Origin of the sequence: Streptomyces sp. NPDC028722 (assembly GCF_040637655.1) — a bacterium.
GTDB lineage: Bacteria > Actinomycetota > Actinomycetes > Streptomycetales > Streptomycetaceae > Streptomyces.
In genome coordinates, this window is record NZ_JBEZWU010000010.1 from 37,783 (window position 1) to 62,517 (window position 24,735).

Below are 24,735 nucleotides of genomic sequence, written 5' to 3' on the forward strand. Positions count from 1 at the left end.
TTTCGGCGAAATATCCACGACTCTTGCGAACTCTCGAAGGACACAGGCGAATCTTCGCTGAGGGTTCGTCGAGCCCTCGTCGAACCCTCGTCGAACCCTCAGCGAGCATTCGCCTAGGTGAAATCTTCTCTACCACTCTGCGCCCTTTGTCGCGAAGACCCCAAGAATGCATTTGACATCTTCAGCTCGCCTGGATCAACATCCAATTCACTCAGGGCACGATGAACGGGCAGACAATCTCGCCGTCGACGATGACCCTGATTGAAAAGAGTCCACAAATAGACTCAAAGGGCCTTTGGAAACTAGGAGTTGAGTCGATGCCGTACGATCGCTGGCACAAGTCGCGCCCGAAAGACGGGGAGTCGACCTGCAAGCAACACGGCAAAGTCCCGACGCGGGATCACGGGACGGGGAAGCGGTGGCAGGCCCGATGGCGTAACCGGGAAGATGTCCAGCAGACGGAGCTGTTCCGCACCGAGGTCGAAGCCCGCAGGCATGAGACCAAGATGCGGTCCGGAGTGGACGACGGTTCATATATCAACCCTCGCGCCGGAGAGGTCAGGGTCGGTGAGCTCGCCCTTACGTGGCTCAAGGGGCACGAACACAAGAATCCACGAACTTACCGACGCCACAAGGAGCGGATTCTCTTGCACGTCGTTCCTACCGCAGTGGGGAAGATGCGCGTAAAGGACGTGAACGCCTCATCTTTGCTGGACTGGCTGCACGACCGTCGCAGGCTGCTCGAAAGTTCCACACTGCGCCTGGTCTTCGACAACCTTCGGGCTGTCTTTGACCTGGCCGTGGACGACAGCCTGATACACAAAAATCCGTGCCTCGCCAAATCGGTGCAGGACGCCAAGCCGAAGCGAGGAGGTGGCGGCCGGGCAGAGCTGACCCTGACATGGGAGGACACCGAGAAGATCCGTGCCGAACTTCCCGACCGCTACAAAGGGCTCGTCGACTGTGGTCGCGGCCTGGGTCTTCGGCAAGGAGAGATATTCGGCCTGTCACCAGAAGATATCGACTGGGCGCATCCGGACGGCGCCATGGTCCACGTGCAACGGCAGCTAGTCCACGACGGCTCGTTCCTCGTATACGCCCTCCCCAAGGGCGGAGACGACGAGGACCCGAAGGACCGGTGGGTTGAACTGACCGACGACGTGGCCATCCCCCTGCGCGAGCACATGCAGAGGTACCCGCCGGTCGAGGTGACCCGACCGTGGGGCAGCAAAGGCGGCGACCCGGTCACGGTGCGGCTGATCTTCTACACCCGGGAGAAGACCGCCATTCAGTCGAATTGGTTCAACTCCTACCGCTGGAAACCCGCCTTGGCGTCGGCCGGCCTCATCAAGCCCCTTGAATCCGACGCGAAGGGACGACGCTGGAAGAAGTCCCGCGACGTGATGATGCACGCGCTCCGACACCTGTACGCGTCGATGATGATCAGCGGCGGTGTAGACGTGTACACGCTCGCGGACCGACTCGGACACGCCGATCCCGCGTTCACCCTGCGTAAGTACGTGCACCGGGTCGTGGGAGCCGGTTCCAAGGTCCGCATCGCGGTCCGGAGCGCTTACACCCGGGCCGCGTGACTCCTGCACCGTTCGGCTTGTGCAACAACCGTGCAAGACGATCTTCGAGAAGGATTGTTTGCGCAGGTCAGAAGCTTTGTCCATGAGTTCCGGGACATCTGAGGATCCTCAGAAGAAGCGTCGCCACTCCCCTGCCGACCTGGGCAAACGCGGGTCTGAAGGGGGCGGGCGGCGCCTCTGGGACTTCCCTGGGACACCGCGCGGACCTGGTGCGAGGGCGTCGTGTCGCTCATGCGGACTGTTCCTGTGCCCAGGAATCGGACTTGGTCACCACCGGGTCGGCGACGGAGTCCGCGCCACATGTGTACAAGAGCCAGCGCAGTTCCTCCCAGGAGAAGAACGGCTCCCCCCACGTGTCCAGCCACAGGTTCAGCCGTCCGCTGCCGTCGGCCGAGCGCGTGAGATCCCAGAATGCCCAGCCCCTGGCCTCCAGTTCGGGATCGAAGCGGGAAAGCCAGTCCTGAACCTCCCAGGGCCCTTCACCGGTCCGCTCGGTGTAACGCGCCCGCCCTTCGACGGCCAACGGGTCAGCGGCAGCACCGCCCTCACAAATTTGGACGAACCAGCCAGGAAGACTGTCCACGCTCACCTCGTCCTCGTCGAAGTCCGCGTGCGCAGCAAGGGCGAACACCCCTGCGGAAACTTTGCGCAACCTGTTGGCGTATGCCTCAGGATCACTATTCGGACTCACCGCGACATAGGCGAGGACAGGGGTGTCGGGGTCAATTTCGGGCCGCCCGGAGACCCGGGCGAATTCTCGCTCCACACCCTCAATCCCGTGCGTCTCCGCGTAGTCAGCAAGACGTGACTTGCGAAGACCTTCCCGAGGCGTGTCGCCCGTCCTGTCCCCGTATTCAGACATGAGCCCATCATGGCAACCCAGCTCAGCGCATCACAACGAACACCTCTGCGGCGTCCGTGTCGCAAACGTCAGGCCACCACGACTCAGAAGTCATCCCACTTCGCGAGGCTGCGGTAGCAGATCAAGGCGCAGGCGATGCTGGTGAAGGCGAGGAGGTGTTCGTCTTTGCGTGCGTAGCGGCGGTGCAGTCGGCAGCATCCAGCGAGCCAGGCCCTGGTCTGTGCAATGGTTCAGCGGTGGCGTCCACGTCGCGCGGAGGACTCGATGCCTTTGCGTGCTAGGCAGTGTCGGATGCCGCGTGTGCGTAACCATCGGCGCAGGTGGTCGTAGTCGTAGCCCTCGTCGCCGTGTAGCTTGGCCGGTCGCCGCCTGCGCGGTCCGCGACGGGAGCGGCTGGGCGGGATGCCCCGCACGAGCGGTTGGAATGCCTGGCTGTCGTGCAGGTTCGCGCCGGAGATCCCGACAGACAGGGGCAGTCCGGTGTGCTCGGTGATCAAGTGGATCTTCGAGCCGTACTTGCCGCGATCGACAGGATTCGGGCCTGTCAGCTCACCCTTTTTTCAGGGCCGGCATGTTCACGGAGTCGATCGCGCAGCGCGACCAGTCCAGCTCGCCTCATGAGCCGAGTTCATCGAGGAGCAGGCGGTGCAGCTTCGGTGGTGACGGCAGCCGCGGCCGCGCACCGCGGGACGGCGCAGGCCCGGCCTCGCCGCAGGGGCGGCTTGAAGGTCTTCGTGAGTCTGCCCGATCGGTCCGCCTCGGCCTGACGACGATCACGAACCCCGTATCCGCCCGGCAACCGGTGATGTATCTCCCTGCAGACTCGACACAACACCGACCGAGTACCGGCGCGCCGGTTCCGGACCACCCCCGGGTGACCTCCCCGCAGGCACGTCACGGGTGCGGTGCCGTCTCGTGCAGGACGAGGAGGGCGATGTCGTCGGTGCGCTGCCAGCTGGTGCCCGCCTTGCCGACGAGGGTGTCGATGAGGGCCTCCAGGTCCCGGGTGCCGGCCTGGGCGAGGTGGTGCGCGAGGGCGGTGATGGAGTCCTCCAGGTCGGCTCCCGGCCGCTCGATGAGGCCGTCGGTGTAGAGCAGGAGCATGAGTCCGGGAGTGAGCGGTATCTCGGTGACGGGGAAGGCGGCGTCCGGGTCGATGCCCAGGAGCGGGCCGGGCGGCACGTCGAGGGGCCGGGCACCGCGGCCGGGCAGTCGGACGACCGGCGGTGGATGGCCTGCGTTGGCCAGGGTCACGCGGCGGCCGGCGAGGTCGAAATGGGCGTAGAGGCAGCTGGTGAACAGGTCCGGGCCGAGATCGGTGACGAGCCGGTTGGTGCCGGCGAGGACCTGGTCCGCAGTGGTGCCGAAGGTGGCGTGGGCGTGGACGGCGGTACGGACCTGCCCCATGAGCGCGGCGGCTGCCGCGTCATGGCCCTGGACGTCGCCGATGACGGCCGCGACGGCACTCTCGCCGAGCGGGATGAGGTCGTAGAAGTCGCCGCCGATGTCCATGCCCCGGGTGGCGGGCAGATAGCGGGCGGCGACCCGCAGGCCGGTGACCGCGGGCAGGGTCCGCGGGAGCAGTGCCTGCTGGAGGCCGTGGGCGAGGTCGCGTTTGGCGTCGTAGAGGCGGGCACGGTCCAGGGCCTGGGCGATGAGGCCGGCCAGCGAGGTCAGGACGGCCCGGTCCTCGGCCGGGAACGCCCGGGGTTCGTCGTAGGAGAGGATGCAGCAGCCGACGGGCCGGCCGGAGACGATGAGCGGCAGGAACGCCCAGGCCTGCTTGCCGCTGATCCCGGAGGCTTCCGGGTAGCTGCGCCGCATGTCCTCCGGATCGGCGAAGAACGCGGGGATGCCGCTGCGCAGGACCCGTCCGGCCGGGGTGAACACGGTGTCCAGGGGCAGGCCGTCGAGACGCTCGATGACGTCGGGGTCGTAGCCGCGGTAGCCGGTGATCCGAAGTCGCCCGGCGTCGGCGGCGGACAGGACCAGCGACTGGGCGCCGAAGGCGGGCATGACCTGGTCGGCGACCAGGTCGATGACGTCCTGGACGCCGACGACCTCGGTCAGCGCGGCGGCCAGGTGCATGAGCTGGTAGAGGCGGCCGGCGCGTGCTGCCGGGGCGGTGCGTGAGGACTGCGGGGACGCCGGGGACGGCGGCCCCTGACCGCCGCTGGGCACGATACGGACGCTGATGCCGCTGGCGTCCGGGTAGAGGTGGAAGTCCAGCCACTGGTCGGGCGGGCGGCACGCGGTGAAGGCGACGGGCTCCCGGCTGATGACCGCGGCGCGGTAGCGGTCCTCGTAGGCGGGTTCGTCCAGCCAGCGCAGGGACTGCCAGGGCAGCGTCCCCAGCAGCTCACCGGCATCGCGGCCCAGCAGTTCGCAGGCTCCCGTGCTCAGGTAGGTGAAGTTGCCCTCCAGGTCCAGGGCGCAGCTGCCGCCGGGCAGCCGCTCCACGAAGTCCGCGGCGGCCATCTCCGGGCCCGCGGACCGGCGCACCCGGTCGGGGGCGAGTACGCGCGGCCGGTCGCCGGGGACCGGGAACGTCCCGTGGTCGACGCCCTCCTCGATCAGCCGGGCCAGCCGTCCGCAGCTGGCCGCGATGTGCCCTCGTTCCCGCTGGGTCATGTGGGGCGGGCGGGTGGCCGGCCACATCAGCAGGAGGGTCCCCCAGCGGCGGACGCCGGTGACCGGCGCGGCGGCCAGCGCGATCGGGTACGGCAGCGCCATCGCGGTACGCGGGTAGCTGCGGACCATCTCCTCCTGGCTGGCCACCCACACCACGCGGTCGCCGCGCAGGGCGTCGGCCACCGGCGCCGGTGCGCCGACCGGGATCCTGGTCCACGGGAGGGCGAAGTCGGCGGGCGCTCCGTAGAGCACGTCCAGGAAGAGCTGCTGCCCGTCCGGGGTGAGGAGGTAGAGAGCGCCGATGGACGCGCCCGCGCGGCGCACCGTCTCCGCGAACGCGGCATCCCGTGCCTCCGCGTCCGCAGCCCCACCACCCGCACTCGTCACGAGGCGCCTCCAGCCTGGCCGGCGACTCCGGGAAGCCACCACGGAGGGGCTCGGGCCGGGCCGCGCGGGACACCGCGCCGGTGACGTCAGCCCCTAGGGGGACGCTACCGCCCCGGACGGCGGTCGGCACGCCGTCCCGGACCCCGCGGCGACGGATCTCCTGTGGCGCCCGCTTCCCGGCGGTGACGGGCCCACTCCCCGCTGGCACCCGGCCCGCTCCCCGGCGGTACCCGGCCACTCCCCGCCGGTCCCGGCCCACTCCCCGGCGGTGACCGGCCCACTCCCCGCCAGTACCCGGCCCCACTCCCCGGCGGTACCCGACCTACTCCCCGCCGGTACCCGGCCCGCTCCCCACCGGTGCCCGCCGGACGGCACCGCCGGGGCGTCGTCCGGCAGGCGAGGCCCGGCCACGGGGGGTCCCCCGCCATCCGGCCGCTGGGGGGTCCCCCCGGCGCGCGGCCCGGCGCGGAGCGGCGGTGTCGGTGCGTCGCCGGTCGCCCGGCCGGCCGCACAGGCCCCCCGGAGACCGGCCGCCGGGGCCTCCCCCCGCACCCGGCCGCCCCCGACGCACGCCACCGGTCCCCGCCCGGCCCGGCCGGTACCGCAGCGCGCCCGTCACCCAGCCGGTGTCGCCGCCTCGCCCGGCAGACGGTCGGGGTCGGGGCCGGAATCGGGGTCGGGGCCGGAGTCGGAGGTGTGGGTCCGCCACGGGATGCGGAGGGCGGTCAGCGTGACGATCAGCGCCGATGCGGCGACGGTGGCCATGCCCGCCGTCAGGTTCGCCGCGCCGGCGACGAAGCCGATCAGGGCGGGGCCGCCCAGCAGGCCCGTGGTGCCCATCGCGGCGACCAGCGCGAGGGCGCCGGAGCCGTGTCCGGCCGCCGCCACGTACACGCACGGGGTGATCGCGGCGGCGCCGAGGCCGACGCAGGCGAAGCCGAGGAGCGTGGGGACCACTCCCCCGGTGAGCAGGGCGAGAGCCAGTCCGGCGGCGGCCACCGCGCTGCCGGCGCGGACCACGGGCCCGTCGCCCCAGCGGCTGCGCCAGCGGTCCGCGCGGAGGCGGGCGAGCAGCATCATCACGGAGACGACGGCGATGCCGAGCGGGGCGACGGTCGCGGACGCGTGGACGACGTCCTTCATGTAGAGCGTCGACCAGTCGTTCATGGCGCCCTCGGTGATCGTGCCGAACGCCATGGCGCAGCCCATGAGGAGGGTCGTGCCGGAGGGGAGGCGGCGGCGGGCGTGCCGCTTCGGCTCGTCCTCGGCCGCGGGGGACGTCTCACGGTGTGTCAGCAGGCCCGGTCGGGCGGCGCCGAGCAGGAGCAGCAGCAGGACCCCGGCCAGCGTGAAGTGGGCGGTGACGGAGGTGGTCAGGGTGGTGACGCCGGAGGCGAGCAGGGCGGCGGCGAGCAGGCCGCCGCTGAAGGTGGCGTGCAGCTGGGACATGGCCGTACGCCCGTGGGTGCTCTCCAGTGCGGCGCCCTGCGCGTTCATGGCGACGTTGAGGCAGCCGACCGCGACGCCGTCGGCGGCGACGGCGAGCAGCGCGAGCGGGTAGTCGGGTACGACGGACAGGGCGGCCAGTACGGCGACCAGGCAGGCGGCGGAGGCGAGGGACAGGCGTCGGGAGCCGAGCCGTCGCATGAGGACGGTGACCAGCGGGAAGGAGGCCGCCGCGCCGGCGCCGCAGGCCATCAGCAGCAGGCCGACCTCGCCGGCGCCCAGGTCGAGGCGGGTCTTGAGCGCGGGCAGGCGGGCGACCCAGGTGCCGTACTGGAAGCCGAGGAAGCAGAACAGCGCCGCGATCGACCATTTGGCGCGCGTGAAGGAGGGTTCGGGCATCACACGGCCTCCCGGGCCTGGTGCGGGCGGGGTGCGGCGGCCAGCGGGGCCGACATGTAGACCGCGTCGCCGCCGTAGCCCGGCGGGACGGGTGCCGCGTGGTGGGGGTGGTAGCCGTTGGCCTGCCAGAACGCCTCCTTGCCGGCGACGGCGACCAGCGACATGGTCGTGAAGCCGCGGGTGCGGGCCACGTCGGCCAGATGGTGTGCGAGCCGGGTGCCGAGTCCGCGGCGCCGCAGCGGGGCGCTGACGACGAGGTCGTGCAGGTGGAGGTTGGTGGTGTGGTGGACGGTCCGCTCGGGGCGGGCGGGATCGGGGCAGCGGAACGGCGGGTAGGGCAGGGCGAGGACGTAGGCCTCGGGCCGGCCGTCGAGGTCGAGGACGAAGCAGGTGCCGGCCGAGACGCGGGCCCGTGAGCGCAGCAGTTCCTCGCCCTCCGCGAGGGAGAGGTCCGCGTACGCCTCGCTCTCCAGGGCGGCCAGCCGCGGCCAGTCGGCCTCGGTGATCCCCCGTATGCGCATGGGGTGTCCTTTCAGTGCCGTTCGTCGGAGGCGTCGGGGGCGGTGCCGGGTACGCAGACGCAGGGCAGCGGACTGATGCCGTTGAACCCCCGGGTCGTGTAGCTGGTGGCGTAGGCGCCGGCGGAGAGGATCCAGACGGGGTCGCCGGAGGTGAGGGAGCGGGGGACGGACACGGGGTGCCGGCCGCCGCCGTAGGCGTCGTCGCTGTCGCAGGTGGGGCCGGCGACGACCGCCCGGACGTGGCCGTCCGTCCGGGAGTGGGTGGGGAAGACCAGCCGGTGCGTCACCTGGTCCATCTCGTACAGGCCGTTGAACTTGCCGCAGCTCAGGTAGAGCCAGTGCGCGTCCTCGCCGTCCGGCTGCCGGCGCCGGGTCAGCCGCACGACGTGGGCGCGGACGGCCCCGTGGTCGGCGACGAGGTGGCGGCCCGGTTCCATGACGAGGGCGAGGGGCGTGGGGGTGAGGGCGCGCAGGCGGTCGGTGCCTTCGCGGATGACGGTGAAGATCTTGTCCAGGGGCGGGTCGAGGGGGTTGCCGTGGCGGTCCCGGTAGCCGAGCGCGGGCAGACCGCCGCCGAGGTTCACGTGGTCGGGTACGATCCCCCGCCCGGCCAGTGCCGTCAGGGTGTCGGCGAGCGTGTCGAACGCCTCCTGCCAGGCCTCCCCGGTCATCTGCTGGGAGCCGACGTGTACGGAGAGGCCGGCCGGGACGAGGCCGGCCGCGCGGGCCGTCTCCAGGACGCGGACGGCGTCGTCGGGGGTGCAGCCGAACTTGCGGTTCAGCCTCCACAGGGCGCCGTGCCCGCTGGTGGCGAGGCGGCAGAACACGCGGGCGCCCGGGGCGTGCCGGGCGATCGCGGTGACGTCCTCGACGCTGTCCGTGGCGAAGGTGCGGATGCCCAGGCGGTGGGCTTCGGCGATGTCGTGGTCGGACTTGACGGTGTTGCCGTAGTGGACGCGGCCGGGTTCCGCACCGGCGCGCAGCGCCTGCGTGATCTCGGCGGGGCTCGCCGCGTCGAACCCGGCTCCACGGGCGGCCAGGCAGCTCAGGACGTCGTCCACGGGGCAGGCCTTGAGGGCGAAGCGGACGCGGGTTCCGGGCAACTCGGCCAGCAGCGCGTCGTACTGGCGCGCTATGCCGGTGAGGTCGTAGACGATGCGGTCGGTCCCGGCGGCGGCCAGCGCGGTGCGGAGAGGGTCGCTGGGACTGTCGTGCCCGGGCTCCGGTCGTCCCCGGGCCGGTCGTGGACTGTTCATGTGCGGGCCGCCTCGACGAGTGCGGGCCAGGCATCGGTCAGGTCGGCGAAGGCCTCGATGTCCGACTCGGCCGTGTCCAGTAACCGGCCGCGTTCCACCGCGAGCCGGTCGGCGAAGGCCGCGTACCGGCCGCCGAGTTTGCGGTACGCCGTGTCGACGCGGTCGAGCCGCCAGACGTTCTCGGCGCGGTCGGCTCCGGTGCTCGCGCGCAGCAGGCCGGCGACGGCCTCGGGGCGGACGCGCAGGTCGGGGCCCAGGAGCCGGTCGCCCTCGGCGGCCATCCGGTCGTAGACGTGGTGGAAGTAGAGCATCGACAGCAGGAACTTCACGAACCGCCGCTGATAGGCCGGGAAGCCGGTGTCGGTGCGGCGTTCGGGGGTGTGGAAGTTCTCGATGTGCCGGTTGTGCAGGATGCCGGGCAGTCCCGCGTCGTGGACGAGATGGAGGAGGAAGTAGTCGCTGCCGATGGTGTCGGTGGCGGGCGGGAGCGGCACCCGTTCGTAGACCGCCCGGTCGAAGGCGACGTTGCACATGTCGACGCGCATGGGGTCGACCAGCGTGAGGGTGGAGTGGTCCCCGGTGAAGGGTGCCGTGCCCGCGCCGGTGAAGGACTCCTCGACCAGCGCGCGGGTGCGGTCCTCGGGCCAGTCACCGGGCGCCCACAGACCGACCACGTCGTGGTAGACGGTCTCGTCCAGTTGCCGTATCTCCGCGATGTCCACGGAGAGTTCGCCGATGAAGGAGGCCCCGGCCAGCGAGACCGGGCGGTGTGCCAGGGCCGGGTCGAGGTCGGTGCGGCTGACGGCGGCCGAGGCGTCGGCGGCGGGCCGGCCCAGCCAGGGCAGCTCGTGGTGGACGGGGAACACCGGTTCACCGGCGTCGAGTTGGTAGGTGCTGTCGGAGTCCCTGCGGTGCACCGAGTGGCAGCCGAGGGCGGCGGCCAGGAGGAAGGCGCGATTGGTGCAGGCGCCGTAGGAGACGGCGGACGGGAGCATCAGGCGCAGCAGGCGGTCCGGGCCGGGCAGGCCGGCGCGCGCGATCGTCCGGCGCAGCCGGTCGCGTTGCTGGTGTTCGTCGAGGTGGTGGACGGTCACGCCCGGCTCCCGGGGCAGGGCGGCGACCGTGCGGGCGTGCCCGGCCCGGGTCCGCTCGTCGGCGGAGTCCAGGATCAGCAGTTGGACGTCGGCGCCGAAGTGACGGGCGGCGTAGGTCGCTTCGGCGTGCACGGAGGTGATGGTGGGCGAGCAGGCCCGGTTGGTGGGCAGGGCGAGGCAGACGCGGTTCACCGGACTCCTTCCGTCGAGGCCCAGGAGTCGAGGCCGAGCAGTCTGCGTCCGAGGCCGTTGAGTTCGGCGGTGCCGTAACGCAGGGCTTCGGGGGTGCGGGCGTCGCCGAGCAGGGTGGCGTTCCAGTCGGGGGTGGCGAGGGTGCGCCAGGACTCCACGCGGGAGTCACGCAGGGCGGTGTGCTCCTCCAGCGCGGGCATCATCGACAGGTACTGGACGGCCCGGACAGCGTTGTCAGAGAGGTTGGGCGCGACGCCGTGGGCGAGGAGCCCGTTGAAGATCAGCAGGTCGCCGGCCTGGAGGTCGGGGCGGACGACGGGGAACTCGGCGCGGTCGATCCTGGGCCGGACCGGGTCGCGGCCGGGGGGCTGGGCGACGCGCCACTCCTCGAAGCGGCGGAAGAGTTCGGGCGCGCACTGGAAGCCGCCGAGTTCGGGCCGGGTGTCGGTGAGCGCGATGATGCCCTGGACCCGCTGCGGCAGCACGGCGAGGGTGGTGTCGACGTCCCAGTGCAGCTCGATGTCGAAGCCCTCGTCGGTGGGCTCGATCAGGGAGCGTGAACGGGTGTGCCGGTTGGGCGGGTTGAGGTTGAGCCGGTCCAGGGTGACCCACAGTTCCTCGCTGTCCCAGACGTCGGCGAAGGCGCCGTGGACGCGGGTGTTCTGGCGGCTGTTCCACAGGAGCTGGTGGTGGTACGCCTCGACGAAGCCGTAGATGTAGAGGTGCCGGTCCAGTTCGGAGCGGAACTCCGGCTCGGTGTACCAGGTGTCGGGGCGGTCCGGGTCGAGGCCCTGGAACTCCCAGGCGAAGTCGAGCAGTTCCTTGGCGTCGCCGGGGGTGATGGCCTCGCGGACGACGACGTAGCCGTACGTCTGCCAGAACGCGAGGTCCTCCTCGGACAGGACGCGCAGGGGCTGGGTCTTCTCCAGGTCACGCAGGGGGGTCGGGGCGAGGTAGGTCTCGCCGTCGGCGCTGAAATAGGGGCGGCCGGTCGCCGCTCGGTGCAGGTAGGGGGCGGGTGTCTGCATGCGATCACTCCGGGGTGGAACGGGAACACCTTCGGGTCGGGCGTGAGACATGTGCCGGTGGCAAGCGCCGGAGCGCGGGAGGGCCGCCGGGTTCCGCGGGGAGGGGGAAGGAGTGGGCCGCCCGCCGCGGGGGCGGGCGGCCCGGTACGGCCGTGGGTCAGCCGGCGACGACGGCCTCGGCCGCCGCCACGCCGCAGACGCGGGCGGCGCCGTAGGTGGCGATGTGCAGGGCGCCGCGGGGCGGGTCCTGCGGCAGGCCCATCTCGACCACGACGGTGTCGGGGCGGGCGGCGAGCAGGGTGTCGAGCGCGGAGCGCATCCAGTCGTGCCGGTGCGCGTCGCGGACGACGGCGACGATCCGGCGTCCGCCGGCCGCGGCGAGGACGGCGTCACCGGCGCCGTCGCCGGTGAAGGAGCCGGCGGTGCTGCCGGGCAGCAGCCGCTGGAGTTCGGCGGCGACGCCCCAGGGGGTCTGGTCACCGACCGCGATGTTCGGGGCGGGGTTGAACCGGGCGGCGAACACGGGTGCGGTGACGGGTGCGGCGGCGCCGGCGCGGGTCACGGTCAGCGCGCGGCGGGCCGCGACCAGGCCGATCTCCGGGTCGGCCGGGGTCCTGTCCGCGTCACCGCGTGCCCCGGCGGTCCAGGCGGCCAGTGCGCGCACCCGGGTGGCCGCGTCGGCCAGCCGCTCCTCGGGCAGTTCACCGGAGCGTACGGCGGCCACGAGCGCGTCCCGGAGGTTCAGCACGGTGCCCTCGTCGCACAGTCCGCCGCCCACGCAGATGGCGTCGGCGCCGGCCGCGATCGCGAGGACCACGCCGTGCTCCAGGCCGTAGGTGCCGGAGATCGCGCGCATCTCCATGCCGTCGGTGACGATGAGGCCCTGGTAGCCGAGTTCGCCGCGCAGCAGCTCGGTGAGGATGCGCCGGGACAGGGTGCCGGGGCGGTCCGGATCGAGGGCCGGGACGAGGATGTGGGCGCTCATGACGGCCCGGGTGCCGGCGGCGATCGCGGCGCGGAAGGGCGGCAGTTCGCGTGCGTAGAGGGTGTCGGCGTCGACGTCGATGCGGGGTACGGCGTGGTGGGAGTCGACGTTGGTGTCGCCGTGGCCGGGGAAGTGCTTGGTGCAGGCGGCGACGCCGGTGGACTGGAGTCCCTCGACCCAGGCGGCGGTGTGCCGGGCCACCAGATCGGGGCTCGCGCCGAAGGAGCGGACGCCGATGACGGGGTTGTCGGGGTTGGCGTTGACGTCGGCGGAGGGCGCCCAGTCGAAGTTGACGCCGCAGGCGGCCAGGCGCCGGCCCAGTTCCCGGGAGACGGCCCGGGTGAGCCGGGGGTCGTCGACGGCGCCGAGGGCGTGGTTGCCGGGGAAGGACGAGCCGGTGCGTACGTCGAGGCGGGTGACGTCGCCGCTCTCCTCGTCGATGGCGACCAGCAGGTCGTCACGTTCGGCGCGCAACTGGGCGGTGAGGGCGGTGACCTGTTCCTCGCTGACGACGTTGCGGCCGAACAGGGCGACGGAGGCGAGCCCCTCGCCGAGGCGGCGGCGCACCCAGTCGGGCGCGGTGGTGCCGTCGAAGCCCGGCTGGAGCACCGCGAGCGCGTCCCGGCCGAGGGTGTCGCCCGGGGCGGAGCCGCTGTCGAACGCGGTGGTGGGGATGGTGGTCATCGGGGGCGTCATCCCTTCACGGCGCCGTCGGTGAGACCGCTGACTGCCTTGCGTTGCAGGAAGATGAAGAGGATCAGGATGGGCAGCGCGAACAGGGACGAGGCGGCCATCGTGGCTCCCCAGTCGTCACCGAAGGCGGTCTGGAACTGGGACAGCCACAGCGGGAGGGTCTGCTTCTCGATGTCCTTGTTGAGGATCAGGACGAGCGGGAACTCGTTCCACGCGGTGACGAACCCGAACAGCGAGGTCGCCATCAGGCCGGGCGCGAGCAGCGGGAAGATCACCTTGACGAAGGCCTGGAAGCGGGTGCAGCCGTCGACCATCGCCGACTCCTCCAGCTCCTTGGGCACGGCGGCGACGTAGCCACGGAGCGTCAGGATGGTCAGGGGCAGCACCATCATGGTGTAGAAGACGGTGAGCGGGACCAGGCTGTCGAGCATGTCGTTGTCGCGGACGAGCATGTAGATGGCGATGATCATGACCTCCCAGGGGGCCATCTGCGCCAGCATGAACGTCACGATGAGACCGCGCCGGCCCCGGAACCGCATCCGGGTGAGGGCGAAGGCCGCGAACAGGGCGATGACGAGCGAGAAGACCACCGACAGGACCGTGACGGTGACGGAGTTGAGGACCAGGGTCCAGAAGTGGTCGGCGTCGACGGCCTTCTTGAAGTGGTCGAGGGTGGCGTGCGTCGGGAACCACACCGGGTCGTCGGCGATGATGTCGCCGGTCGGCTTGAAGGCCGTCGCGAACATCCAGTAGACGGGGAACACGAAGCCGGCGAAGAGGATGACGGCGGTCGCGTTGGGCCAGATGCGGCCGATGAGCGAGCGCTTCACAGCTCGTCCTCCTCTTGCTTGAGCACCATGCGCAGGTAGTACGAGGTGATGGCGAGCAGCACCACGATGGTCAGGAAGGAGATCGCCGCGCCGAGCCCGAAGTGCTGGTTGCCGACGCCCTGGACGTAGGCGTAGATCGGCAGGGTCTCGGTGAGGTGGTCGGGACCGCCCTCGTTCATGGCGAAGATCTGCGCGAACGACTTGAAGACCCAGATGACTTCGAGGAACGTCGTGGCGTACAGGAACGGCCGCAGGAAGGGCAGGGTCACGGAGGTGAAGTTCTGCCAGGCGCCGGCGCCGTCCAGGGAGGCGGCCTCGTACAGTTCCTTGGGGATCGTGGTGGTGGCGGCGTAGAGGTTGATCGCCACGAACGGGATCGACTGCCAGACGATGAGCAGGGTGACCACGGCGAACGTGGAGAACTGGGTCTCCAGCCAGTTGTGGTCGGCCATGGAGTGCCAGCCGAGCTTGTCCAGCACCCAGTTGACGACGCCGAAACGCTGGGCGAACAGCCACTGGTAGACGGTGGTGGCCGCGATGATCGGCATGGCCCAGGCCAGCACGAGGCCCACCATGAGCAGCAGCCGCATCTTCTTGCCGAGCCGGGCGAGCAGCAGCCCGATCAGGGTGCCGATCACCATGATCAGGACGACGTTGACGGCGGTGAAGACGACGGAACGCTCGACGACGTGCCAGAACTCCCCGCCGGACAGCACCTCCCGGTAGTTGTCGACGCCGTTCCACTCGGTGAGGTGCTGGATGAGCTGCCGCGGGTTGAGGTTCTGGAACGACAGCATGCCGTTCTTGACCAGGGGCCAGCCGAGCAGCACCAGGGTGGCCAGCAGCGCGGGGAGCAGGAGCAGGTAGGGGGCGGCGGCGGCGCGGCGGGACGGGGTCCCGGCGGCGGCGCGGGCGTCACCCGGCGGCGGGGCCGGCACCCGGGCCTTGCGGACAGCGGGCTCCCCGGCCGTGTCCGTGCCTTCGGTCTGCACTGACATGAGTTGCCATCTCTTCCGTGGCCGTACGAACGACTTCCTCGGCCGTGCGCACGACCGTCCGGGCCGTGCGCACGGCACAGGTGAGCCGGGGGCGCCCCCTCGTGGCGCCCCCGGCGCGGGTCTAGTTCTGCTGGGCCAGGCGCTTGTTGATCTCGCCCTCGACCTGCTTGGCGGCGTCCGCCGGGGACTTACCGTTGAGCACGGCGGTCATGTAGGACTTGATCGGGTTGGGGCTGTTCTCCACCGCGCCCCACTCGGGGATCAGCGGGGTGGTGCCACCCACGGCGGCGCCGGGAGCGGCGGCCTCGGCGACGACGTTGCCCTTGAGGTTGCTCTCCAGGGCCTGCTTGTTCGGGATGACGCCGTTGAGCTTGGCCAGCTCGCCCTCGTACTGGTCCGACAGGGCGATCTTCAGGAACTCCTTGGCCAGGGCCTGCTTCTTGCTGCCCTGCGCGACGGCGAGGTTCGAGCCGCCGAGGAAGACGCCCTCGGGCTTGCCCGCGCTCTCGCCGGGGATCGTGAAGTAGCCGAGGTCCTTCTCGATCGCCTTGTTGGCGGTGACGGCGGTGCCGGCCTCCCAGCCCATGCCGATGAAGGCGCCGGTCCTGCCCTTGGCGAAGACCTCGGCCTGCTGCGGGGTGGCCTCGTCCTTGTCCTTGGGGGCCTTGGAGTAGGAGGCGTACTTCTTGTAGATCTCCATGGCCTTGGTGACCTTCGGGTCACCGAGGTTGGAGACGTACTTGCCGCCGTCCTTCTTCACCAGGTCGGCACCCTGGCCGATGGTCAGGCCGTCGAAGAAGTACCAGTTCTGGCCGGGCAGGTAGAGCGGCTCGGCGTCGGTCTTCTTGCCGATGGCGTCCAGGTCCCGGTAGAACTCGTCCCGGGTCTTGGGGGTGCTCTTGATGCCGGCCTTCGCCCAGATCTTCTTGTTGTAGATGACCACGCGGTTGGCGAAGTACCAGGGGGCGGCGTACTGCTTGCCCTCGTAGACCGAGGACTGCGAGACCGACGGCGTCCAGTCGGAGCCGATCTCCTGCTTGAGGTCGCTCAGGTCGGCCAGGCCGCCGGTGGCCGCGTAGGCCGGGGTCTGGGTGTTGCCGACCTCCAGCACGTCCGGCGGGGTGGACTCGGAGAGGGCGGTGGTGATCTTCTGCTGGATCCCGTCCCACTTCTGCGTCTCGAACTTCAGCTTGGCGCCGGTCTTCTTCTCGAAGGCGGCCGTGACGTCCTTGGACCACTGGTCCGGCGTGGAGCCGTCCATCGCCCAGACCGTCAGCGTCTGCCCCTTGAAGCTGTCCGGTCCGGCGTTCTTGCCGCTGTCGTCGCCGTCGTCTCCGCCGCACGCCGACACGGAGACCATCATGCCCGCGATCACGATCGCGGCCGCAAGCTTGCGCTTCACGCCACCCTCCTCAGGGATGCCACTTATCCCCCCACGCCCTCGGCGGTGACCTGCGTACGACGCTGTTGCACGTAGGGCTCGGGACCTGGCCACTAATGGTGTAGACCAGTACGGTGGAGCTTGGCCTAGACCTTTTGGAGTGTCAAGGGTGGTTCGGAAAGCCGGTCCCGGCCGTTACGAGAAAGACACCGGAGCGCGTCCATCCGCATTCGGCCGCATTCGCCCGGACGGGTCAGTTGGACTAGACCATAAGGCAGTTGGTCGCTATAACGGGAGCCCATCGACACAGCCGGGAAGGCAGGCATGACCACCGACGTCAGCAGCGCCCAGCCGCACAGAGGAGTGCCCGGCCGCACCGCGCGCGTGCCGAAGTACTACCGGATCAAGCAGCAGCTCCTCGGCATGGCCGAGGCGCTCCAGCCCGGTTCGGCCATGCCCGCGGAACGGCTGCTCGCCGTCCGGTTCGACACCTCCCGCACCACCGTCCGCCAGGCACTCCAGGAACTCGTGGGCGAGGGCCGGCTCGACCGGATCCAGGGCAAGGGCACCTTCGTCGCCCAGCCCAAGCTGTACCGCACGCTCCAGCTCACCTCGCACACCGAGGACATGCGGGCGCAGGGCCTCACGCCCGCCTCGCAGACGCTGGACGTCGCAGAGGTGCCCGCGGACGAGAAGCTGGCGGGCCTGCTCGGCATCGGGATCGGCGAACGGGTGCTGCGCATCGAGCGGTTGCGGCTGGCCAGCGGCGACCCGATGGCGATCGAGACGACCCACCTGTCCGTACGGCGCTTCCCCGGCCTGCGCCGCTCCCTGGCCGGCTGCCCGTCGCTGTACACGGCGCTCGCCGAGGTGTACGGCGTCCATCTCACCGAGGCCGACGAGACCATCGAGACCTCGCTGTCGACCCCGCGCGAGGCGCAGTTGCTCGGCACCGACGTGGGGCTGCCCATGCTCCTGCTGTCCCGGCACTCACGGGACGCGGAGGGCTCCCCCGTGGAGTGGGTGCGCTCGGTGTACCGGGGCTCCCGCTACAAGTTCGTCGCCGCCCTGCACCGGCCGGGTGCCCCGGTGGTCCGGCGCAGGACGGTCCCCGTGGACCGGGACGCGGGACCCGGCTGCGCCTGAAGCGGGCGGGGGCGGTCCGGGCGGTGGCCGCGGGCCGGTGAGTCGTCCGGCCGGCCCCCGCGGTGAGGGGCCGGGCGGCGGACGGGCGGGGCCGCCCGGGGTGTCACTCCTGGACGAGCCGGGGTGTCACTCCTGGACGAGCGTGATGTCCTGCCCGGTCACCGCGTGGAAGGCCGGCAGCAGCAGGAAGCCCGAGGGGCGCAGCTCCGTGAGAGTGGCCTCCACGTGCGCCGCCCCGGCATCCAGCACCTCCGAGGAGACCTGCCCGGAGTTCTCCCAGCGGTGTGCAGCACCGTCGCACCGGGCCAGGCCGCCGCCGATGTCGTACCGGACCCGGGGGTCGCCCTGGCTGACCGAGGAGCTGATGAGGACCGGGCCGGTGCCGCCGGCACAGCGGTAGGTGCCCGAGAGCGTCACCGAGCCGTCGGACGCGAGCCGGCCGACGGTGTCGACGGTGACGGTCTCGGAGGGGTCGGTGGCGGTCCCGGCGGGGGCGGCGCCGGCCGGTCCGGCGGCGGCGCACAGCAGGGCGGCGGCGCCGAGGGCCGTGACGAGTGCGGAGCGCAGGGGCATGGGAGACCTCCCGGTTGCGGTGGATTCGATGGGTTCCACCGGTACCGGGCGGCTAAGCGGGCGGGGGTGACCGTCACCCCATCGGTGGTGCGTCATGGCACCGTCCGCGCCGGCCGGGCGGGGGCACGGCGGGTGCGCGGGCCGGGTCGCCCTACGGCAGTACGGCGAACCCGTCCAGCTCGACCAGCGCCCGCTCGTCCCACAGCCGGACGACCTCCACGACGGCCATCGCGGGATAGTCACGGCCCGCCAGCCGGTGCCAGATGCCGCCCAGTTGCCGGGCGTGCGCGCGGTACGCGGCGACGTCCGTCGCGTAGACGGTGACCCGGGCCAGGTCGGCGGGGGTGCCGCCGGCCGCGCGCAGGGCGGCGAGGAGGTTGCCGAGCGCCGTCCCGAACTGCTCGGGGAGCGTGTCGCCGGTGACCTCGCCGTCGGCGTCGAGGGCGGTCTGGCCCGCGAGGAACACCACGCGGGAACCGGTCGCGACGACGGCGTGCGAGAACCCCGTGGGCGGGGACAGCTCGGGCGGGTTGACGCGCTCGGTCGTCACCGGGCCTCCTCGGGTGCCGTGGCGTACAGCTCCTTGGCGATGATGCCCCGCTGCACCTCGCTGGCGCCCTCGTAGATCCGGGGCGCGCGCACCTCGCGGTAGAGGTGTTCGAGGAGGTGGCCGCGGCGCAGGGCGCGGGCGCCGTGCAGCTGGACCGCGGTGTCGACGACGTACTGGGCGGTCTCGGTGGCGAGCAGTTTGGCCATCGCGGCGCGCCGGGGTACGTCGGCGGCTCCCGCGTCGTACGCCGAGGCCGCCGCGTACACCATCAGCCGGGCCGCCTCCGTGCGCAGCGCCATCTCGGCGACCTGGTGGGACACGGCCTGGAGATCCATCAGCCGGCCCCGGAACGCCTCGCGCCGCCTGGTGTGGACGAGGGTGGCGTCCAGCGCGGCCTGCGCCATGCCGACCGCGAAGGCGCCGACACTGGGGCGGAACAGGTTGAGGGTGCCCATGGCGACGCCGAAGCCGCGGTCGGGCTCGCCGAGCACGTCGTCGGCGGTGACGGGCACGGCGTCGAACGCGAGGGCGCCGATGGGGTGCGGGGAGATCATCTCCAGGGGACTGCCGGTGAGTCCCGGCCGGCCGGCGGGGACCAGGAAGGCGGTGACGCCCCGGGCGCCCGCGCCGGGGGTGGTGCGGGCGAAGACGGTGTAGAAGTCGGCCTCGGGGGCGTTGGAGATCCAGCACTTGGCGCCGGTGAGCCGCCAGCCGTCGCCGTCGGGTTCGGCCGCGAGGGCCAGCGCCGCCGCGTCCGAACCGGCCCCGGGCTCGCTCAGCGCGAACGCGGCGACGGCGCTGCCGTCGGCTACCCGGGGCAGCCAGTGCCCGCGCTGGGCCGGGGTGCCGTGCGCGTGCACCGGGTGGGCGCCCAGGCCCTGGAGGGCGAGGGCGGTCTCGGCCTCGGTGCAGGTCTGGGCGAGGGACTCGCGCATCAGGCACAGGTCGAGCGCGCCGGAGTCGAACAGCCGGGCGAGCAGCCCGAGCCGGCCCAGTTCGGCGAGGAGCGGCCGGTTGACGCGGCCGGGTTCGCCCCGGTCGGCGAGCGGGCGCAGCCGGCCGGCGGCCAGCGCGCGCAGCTCGGCGCACCAGGCGGCCTGTTCCGGCCGGAGCGCGAATGCGGACACTGCCGTCCCTCCCTCCGGGGAAGGACCACGAGTCCTCCCCGCGACGCCATGACGCTCGCCGCCCGGGGGCGCGCCCCCACCGACGTGCCGTCACCTTCCGAGGCGGCTTCCCGTCCCCCCATGACGTTATCGCGCACAGTTGACTGCCGTCACCAACACGATACGCTCCAGATGCGAGCCCAGAAGCCCGTCCGGACGTCTGTCACGGCAAGGGGGCGGACCGCCATGCATCGCTCGGCCCACGTCGACACGTTCACGCGCGACCACCTCCCACCGCCGCACGCCTGGCCCGAGCTGCGGTTCGACCTGCCGGAGCTGCGTTACCCCGGCCGGCTGAACTGTGCCGCGGAGCTGGTGGACCACGCCGATCCGGACCGCCCGGTGTTCCGCACCCCCGCCGGTGCCACGTGGACGTACGGCGAGCTGCGGACGCGCGTCGACCGCATCGCGCACGTCCTCACCACCGGCCTGGGCGTGGTCCCGGGCAACCGGGTCCTGCTGCGCGGCCCCACCACCCCGTGGCTCGCCGCCTGCTGGCTGGCCGTGCTGAAGGCGGGCGCCGTCGCGGTCACCGTGCTGGCCCAGCAGCGCCCGCACGAACTGGCGACCCTGTGCGGGATCGCCCGGGTGGGACACGCGCTGTGCGACATACGGGCCGTGGACGACCTGGCGCGGGCCCGGATACCCGGGCTGCGCATCACCACGTACGGCGGCGACACCCCCGACGACCTCCTGCGCCGCCCCGCGCCCGCCGCCCCGTACCCGGCGGTGGACACCGCCGCCGACGACGTCGCGCTGATCGCGTTCACCTCCGGCACGACGGGCCGCCCGAAGGGGTGCATGCACTTCCACCGGGATGTGCTGGCAACAGCCGACACCTTCTCGAAGCATGTGTTGCGCCCCCATGGGGACGACATCTTCGCGGGCAGTCCCCCGCTCGGTTTCACGTTCGGCCTCGGCGGACTGGTGGTCTTCCCCCTGCGCGCCGGCGCCAGCGCGCTCCTGCTGGAGCAGGCGGGCCCCCGGCAGCTGCTCCCCGCGATCGCCGAGCACCGGGTCTCGGTCCTGTTCACCGCGCCGACCGCCTACCGCGCCATGCTGGACGAGACGCACCGCTACGACCTGTCGTCACTGCGGCGCTGTGTGTCGGCCGGCGAGAACCTGCCCGCGGCCACCTGGCGGGCCTGGCACGCACGCACGGGCCTGCGCCTCATCAACGGCATCGGCGCCACCGAGCTGCTGCACATCTTCGTCTCCGCCGCCGACGAGCGGATCAGGCCCGGCACCCTGGGCGTGCCGGTCCCGGGCTGGCAGGCGCGCGTCCAGGACGCCGACGGCAGGCCCGTGCCCGACGGCGAGCCCGGTCTGCTCGCGGTACGCGGCCCGGTCGGCTGCCGTTATCTCGCCGACCCGCGGCAGCGGGAGTACGTCCGGGACGGCTGGAACGTCACCGGGGACACGTGTGTCCGCGAGGCCGACGGGTACTTCCGCCATATGGCCCGCGCCGACGACATGATCATCTCCGCCGGGTACAACATCGCGGGCCCCGAGGTCGAGGACGCGCTGCTGCGCCATCCGGACGTGGCCGAGACGGCGGTCGTGGGCCGCCCCGACGAGGCCCGCGGCCAGATCGCCGTGGCCTACACCGTGCTGCGGGCGGGAGCCCGGCCCGACCCGGAGGCGCTGCGCGCCTTCCTCCGCTCCGAGCTGGCGCCCTACAAGTGCCCGCGCGAGTTCGTCTTCCTCGACGCGCTGCCCCGCACGGCCACCGGCAAGGTGCAGCGGTTCCGGCTGCGCACCCACGTGACCAGCGGCGATGCCGACGACCTAAAATGATCAACGTGTCCGAGCAACACGCCCCCCGGTCCCTCATCGTCACGCTCTACGGCGCGTACGGCCGCTTCATGCCCGGCCCGGTGCCCGTCGCCGAGCTGATCCGGCTGCTGGCCGCCGTAGGGGTGGACGCGCCCTCCGTACGCTCCTCGGTGTCCCGGCTCAAACGGCGCGGCCTGCTGCTGCCGGCCCGCACCGGTTCCGGCGCCGCCGGGTACGAACTCTCCGCCGAGGCACGCCAGTTGCTGGACGACGGCGACCGGCGCGTCTACGCCGCCGCGCCCTTCGGGGACGAGGGCTGGGTGCTCGCGGTGTTCTCGGTGCCCGAGTCGGAGCGGCAGAAGCGGCACGTGCTGCGCTCCCGGCTGGCCCGGCTGGGGTTCGGCACGGCGGCCCCGGGGGTGTGGATCGCCCCGGCCCGGCTGTACGAGGAGGCGGAGCACACTTTGCGCCGGCTGCGTCTGGATCCGTATGTGGACTTCTTCCGCGGCGAGCACCTGGGCTTCGCGCCGACGGGCGATGCGGTGGCCCGCTGGTGGGACCTGGCCGCGATCGCCAAGGAGCACGAGCGGTTCCTGGACACGCACGCGCCGGTGCTGCACGCCTGGCAGCGGCGCACCGGCACCCCGCCCGAGGAGGCCTACCGGGACTACCTCCTCGTCCTGGACTCCTGGCGCCACCTCCCTTACGCCGACCCGGGCCTGCCCGCCCGGCTGCTGCCCGCCGACTGGCCGGGCGTCCGTTCCGCGGAGGTCTTCCGGGGCCTGCACGAACGGCTGCGGGACGCGGGCGCGGAGTTCGCGGGGCTGTGACCCCCGGTGTCCTCCGGCGCCGGGGCGGTGGTGCTCAGCCGCCGAGCGACAGGCGGGGCCTGGGCGCGTCGGTGCGGCCGGTGCGCGGGGGCCGGCTGCCCGCGCGGTAGGGCGCGGGCCAGCCGGCGCCGGGCCCCTCGTACCCCTGCTCGGCCGCCGCGTGCAGGGTCCAGTGCGGGTCGTACAGATGCGGGCGGGCCAGCGCGCACAGGTCGGCCCGCCCGGCCAGGATCAGGGAGTTCACGTCGTCCCAGGAGGAGATCGCGCCGACCGCGATCACCGGGACGCGCGCCTCGTGCCGGATGCGGTCGGCGAACGGCGTCTGGTACGACCGACCGAACTCCGGCCGCTCCTCGGCCACCACCTGCCCGGTGGAGACGTCGAGGGCGTCGGCGCCGTGCGCGGCGAAGGCCCGGGCGATCTCGACCGCGTCCTCGGCGGTCGTCCCGCCCTCCGCCCAGTCGGTGGCGGAGATCCGGACGGTCATGGGCCGTTCCGCCGGCCACACCGCGCGTACGGCGTCGAAGACCTCCAGCGGGAACCGCAGCCTCCGCTCCAGCGAGCCGCCGTAGGCGTCGGTGCGCCGGTTGGTGAGCGGGGACAGGAAGCCGGAGAGCAGATAGCCGTGGGCGCAGTGCAGTTCCAGCAGGTCGAAGCCGGCCCGGGCGGCCCGCCACGCGGCGGCGGCGAACTGCTCGCGTATGTCGGTCAGCTGGGCGCGCGAGAGCTCGCGCGGGACCTGGCCGTCCGGCCGGTAGGGCAGCGGCGAGGCGGCCAGCAGCGGCCAGTTGCCGTCGGGCAGCGGCTCGTCCATGCCCTCCCACATCCGCTTCGTGGAACCCTTGCGGCCGGAGTGCCCGAGCTGCACGCCGATCGCGGTGCCCGGTGCCCGCGTGTGCACGAAGTCGGTGACGCGCCGCCAGCCCTCGGCCTGCCGCCCGGTGTAGAGGCCGGCACATCCGGGGGTGATGCGGCCCTCCTCGCTGACGCACGCCATCTCGGTCATCACCAGGCCGGCTCCGCCGAGGGCGCGGGCGCCGAGGTGGACGAGGTGGAAGTCGCCGGGGAGGCCGTCGGTGGCGCAGTACGTGTCCATCGGTGACACGACGACCCGGTTGCGCAGGGTCAGGCCGCGCAGCCGGAACGGTGTGAACATCGGGGGTGTGCCGGGCGGGCAGCCGAACTCGCGCTCGACGGCACCGGTGAAGTGGGCGTCGCGCAGGCGGAGGTTGTCGTGGGTGACGCGGCGGCTGCGGGTGAGGAGGTTGAAGGCGAACTGGCGGGGCGGCTGGCGCAGGTACAGCCGCAGGTTCTCGAACCACTCCAGGCTGGCCCGGGCGGCCCGCTGGGTGGAGGCGACGACGGGCTTGCGCTCCTCCTCGTAGGCCGCCAGCGCCCTGGGGATGCCGGGCTGTTCCTCCAGGCAGGCCACGAGGGCCACGGCGTCCTCCACGGCGAGTTTGGTGCCGGAGCCGATGGAGAAGTGGGCGGTGTGGGCGGCGTCGCCGAGGAGGACGACGTTGCCGTGCGACCAGTGCTCGTTGACGACCGTGCGGAAGGTGGTCCAGGCCGGCCGGTGGGAGCGCAGGGGCCGGCCGCCGAGCGCGTCGGCGAAGATCTTGGCGCAGCGTTCGACGGACTCCTGGGGGGTGATGTCGTCGAACCCCGCCGCCCGCCAGACCTCCTCGCGCATCTCGACGATGACGGTGGAGGCGTCCGCCGCGTACGGGTAGCCGTGCAGCTGCATCACGCCGTGCTCGGTCTCGGCGACCTCGAAACGGAAGGCGTCGAAGGCCAGGTCGGCGGCGAGCCACAGGTAGCGGCAATGGTGTTCGGCCACATGGGGGCGGAACACATGGGAGTAGGCCGCGCGGACGGTGCTGTGGACACCGTCGGCGGCGATGACGAGGTCGTGTCCGGCGGCCAGGACGTCCGGGTGCGGGGCCTCGGTACGGAAGTTGATCCGCACGCCGAGGGAATGGCAGCGGGCGTGCAGGATCTCCAGGAGCCGGCGCCGTCCCAGGGCCGCGAATCCGTGTCCGCCCGAGCGGTGCCGTACGCCCCGGTGCACGACGTCGATGTCGTCCCAGCGGGTGAAGTCCCGGCCGAGGGCCTCGTGGACGACGGGGTCCGCGTGCTCCATGCCGCCCAGGGTCTCGTCGGACAGGACGACGCCGAAGCCGAAGGTGTCGTCCGGGGCGTTGCGTTCCCAGACGGTGACGTGCCGTGCGGGGTCGCGGCGTTTGAGCAGAGCGGCGGCGTAGAGGCCGCCGGGACCGCCGCCGACGACCGCTATGCGCGCGGGCCGGCCGCCCGTGACCGGTGTCCGCAGGCCGTCGGTGGCCGGTCGCGCGCTCTCCCGCGCCCCTCGGTCCGTTGCGTGCGGGGTCGGCATCACG

The 24,735-nt window shown here is 72.1% G+C and carries 19 protein-coding genes and 1 pseudogene; 4 read left to right on the forward strand and 16 right to left on the reverse strand.

Features of this window, described 5'->3' with window-relative positions:
• Positions 1 to 221: 221 nt before the first annotated feature.
• Complete coding sequence (locus AB0F03_RS17815) at positions 222 to 1,592, forward strand: tyrosine-type recombinase/integrase (RefSeq protein ID WP_361992320.1); 1,371 nt, start codon at positions 222 to 224, stop codon at positions 1,590 to 1,592.
• Between the two features lie 229 nt (positions 1,593 to 1,821).
• Here the strand turns inward: AB0F03_RS17815 and AB0F03_RS17820 are convergent, their stop codons facing one another.
• The 12 genes and pseudogenes from AB0F03_RS17820 to AB0F03_RS17875 all read right to left on the reverse strand — a co-directional run bounded on the left by AB0F03_RS17820 (position 1,822) and on the right by AB0F03_RS17875 (position 16,316).
• A complete protein-coding gene (locus AB0F03_RS17820) occupies positions 1,822 to 2,454 on the reverse strand; it encodes a hypothetical protein (protein WP_361992323.1) in 633 nt (210 codons plus the stop codon).
• An 83-nt stretch (positions 2,455 to 2,537) separates the two neighbouring features.
• Positions 2,538 to 3,108: pseudogene (locus AB0F03_RS17825) on the reverse strand (IS5 family transposase); the annotation flags it as partial.
• A 240-nt stretch (positions 3,109 to 3,348) separates the two neighbouring features.
• A complete protein-coding gene (locus AB0F03_RS17830) occupies positions 3,349 to 5,472 on the reverse strand; it encodes a SpoIIE family protein phosphatase (protein ID WP_361992326.1) in 2,124 nt (707 codons plus the stop codon).
• A gap of 615 nt (positions 5,473 to 6,087) precedes the next feature.
• Positions 6,088 to 7,317, reverse strand: a complete 1,230-nt coding sequence (locus AB0F03_RS17835; protein ID WP_361992329.1) for an MFS transporter — start codon at positions 7,315 to 7,317, stop codon at positions 6,088 to 6,090.
• Positions 7,317 to 7,838, reverse strand: coding sequence for a GNAT family N-acetyltransferase (locus AB0F03_RS17840; protein WP_361992332.1), 522 nt, complete (start codon positions 7,836 to 7,838; stop codon positions 7,317 to 7,319). Before AB0F03_RS17840 ends, AB0F03_RS17835 begins: the two co-directional genes overlap by 1 nt.
• Before the next feature lie 11 nt (positions 7,839 to 7,849).
• Complete coding sequence (locus AB0F03_RS17845) at positions 7,850 to 9,094, reverse strand: type III PLP-dependent enzyme (RefSeq protein WP_361992335.1); 1,245 nt, start codon at positions 9,092 to 9,094, stop codon at positions 7,850 to 7,852.
• A complete protein-coding gene (locus tag AB0F03_RS17850; RefSeq protein WP_361992338.1) occupies positions 9,091 to 10,380 on the reverse strand; it encodes a DUF6271 family protein in 1,290 nt (429 codons plus the stop codon). Before AB0F03_RS17850 ends, AB0F03_RS17845 begins: the two co-directional genes overlap by 4 nt.
• Complete coding sequence (locus AB0F03_RS17855; RefSeq protein WP_361992341.1) at positions 10,377 to 11,408, reverse strand: phytanoyl-CoA dioxygenase family protein; 1,032 nt, start codon at positions 11,406 to 11,408, stop codon at positions 10,377 to 10,379. The genes AB0F03_RS17850 and AB0F03_RS17855 overlap by 4 nt, the downstream gene beginning before the upstream one ends.
• Positions 11,409 to 11,565: 157 nt before the next feature.
• Positions 11,566 to 13,077, reverse strand: coding sequence for a glycoside hydrolase family 3 protein (locus AB0F03_RS17860; protein ID WP_361992344.1), 1,512 nt, complete (start codon positions 13,075 to 13,077; stop codon positions 11,566 to 11,568).
• An 8-nt stretch (positions 13,078 to 13,085) separates the two neighbouring features.
• Entirely contained in the window at positions 13,086 to 13,916 is an 831-nt protein-coding gene (locus tag AB0F03_RS17865; RefSeq protein WP_361992347.1) for a carbohydrate ABC transporter permease, read from the reverse strand.
• Positions 13,913 to 14,914 carry a sugar ABC transporter permease gene (locus tag AB0F03_RS17870; protein WP_361992349.1) on the reverse strand — a complete coding sequence of 334 codons (1,002 nt, stop codon included), beginning with the start codon at positions 14,912 to 14,914 and terminating at the stop codon, positions 13,913 to 13,915. The genes AB0F03_RS17865 and AB0F03_RS17870 overlap by 4 nt, the downstream gene beginning before the upstream one ends.
• A 121-nt stretch (positions 14,915 to 15,035) precedes the next feature.
• Positions 15,036 to 16,316 (reverse strand): extracellular solute-binding protein, encoded by a 1,281-nt coding sequence (locus AB0F03_RS17875; protein ID WP_361992351.1) that lies wholly within the window; start codon positions 16,314 to 16,316, stop codon positions 15,036 to 15,038.
• Between the two features lie 303 nt (positions 16,317 to 16,619).
• Here AB0F03_RS17875 and AB0F03_RS17880 point away from each other — a divergent pair, with 303 nt between their 5' ends.
• Positions 16,620 to 17,441, forward strand: a complete 822-nt coding sequence (locus AB0F03_RS17880) for a GntR family transcriptional regulator (RefSeq protein WP_361992354.1) — start codon at positions 16,620 to 16,622, stop codon at positions 17,439 to 17,441.
• A gap of 126 nt (positions 17,442 to 17,567) precedes the next feature.
• On the opposite strand, the gene AB0F03_RS17885 is transcribed toward AB0F03_RS17880, so the two are convergent.
• The 3 genes from AB0F03_RS17885 to AB0F03_RS17895 all read right to left on the reverse strand — a co-directional run bounded on the left by AB0F03_RS17885 (position 17,568) and on the right by AB0F03_RS17895 (position 19,691).
• Positions 17,568 to 18,014 carry a DUF6299 family protein gene (locus AB0F03_RS17885; protein ID WP_361992357.1) on the reverse strand — a complete coding sequence of 149 codons (447 nt, stop codon included), beginning with the start codon at positions 18,012 to 18,014 and terminating at the stop codon, positions 17,568 to 17,570.
• Between the two features lie 151 nt (positions 18,015 to 18,165).
• Positions 18,166 to 18,564 (reverse strand): RidA family protein, encoded by a 399-nt coding sequence (locus tag AB0F03_RS17890; protein ID WP_361992360.1) that lies wholly within the window; start codon positions 18,562 to 18,564, stop codon positions 18,166 to 18,168.
• Positions 18,561 to 19,691, reverse strand: coding sequence for an acyl-CoA dehydrogenase family protein (locus AB0F03_RS17895; protein ID WP_361992363.1), 1,131 nt, complete (start codon positions 19,689 to 19,691; stop codon positions 18,561 to 18,563). Before AB0F03_RS17895 ends, AB0F03_RS17890 begins: the two co-directional genes overlap by 4 nt.
• Positions 19,692 to 19,916: 225 nt before the next feature.
• On the opposite strand from AB0F03_RS17895, the gene AB0F03_RS17900 reads away from it, so the two are divergent.
• Both AB0F03_RS17900 and AB0F03_RS17905 read left to right on the forward strand, forming a co-directional pair.
• Positions 19,917 to 21,527, forward strand: a complete 1,611-nt coding sequence (locus tag AB0F03_RS17900) for an AMP-binding protein (protein WP_361992366.1) — start codon at positions 19,917 to 19,919, stop codon at positions 21,525 to 21,527.
• Positions 21,524 to 22,336, forward strand: a complete 813-nt coding sequence (locus tag AB0F03_RS17905) for a PaaX family transcriptional regulator C-terminal domain-containing protein (RefSeq protein WP_361992369.1) — start codon at positions 21,524 to 21,526, stop codon at positions 22,334 to 22,336. Before AB0F03_RS17900 ends, AB0F03_RS17905 begins: the two co-directional genes overlap by 4 nt.
• A gap of 34 nt (positions 22,337 to 22,370) precedes the next feature.
• Here AB0F03_RS17905 and AB0F03_RS17910 read toward each other — a convergent pair whose 3' ends face one another.
• Positions 22,371 to 24,731: a bifunctional salicylyl-CoA 5-hydroxylase/oxidoreductase gene (locus tag AB0F03_RS17910; protein ID WP_361992373.1), complete on the reverse strand. Its 2,361-nt coding sequence runs from the start codon at positions 24,729 to 24,731 to the stop codon at positions 22,371 to 22,373.
• Between the last annotated feature and the right edge of the window lie 4 nt (positions 24,732 to 24,735).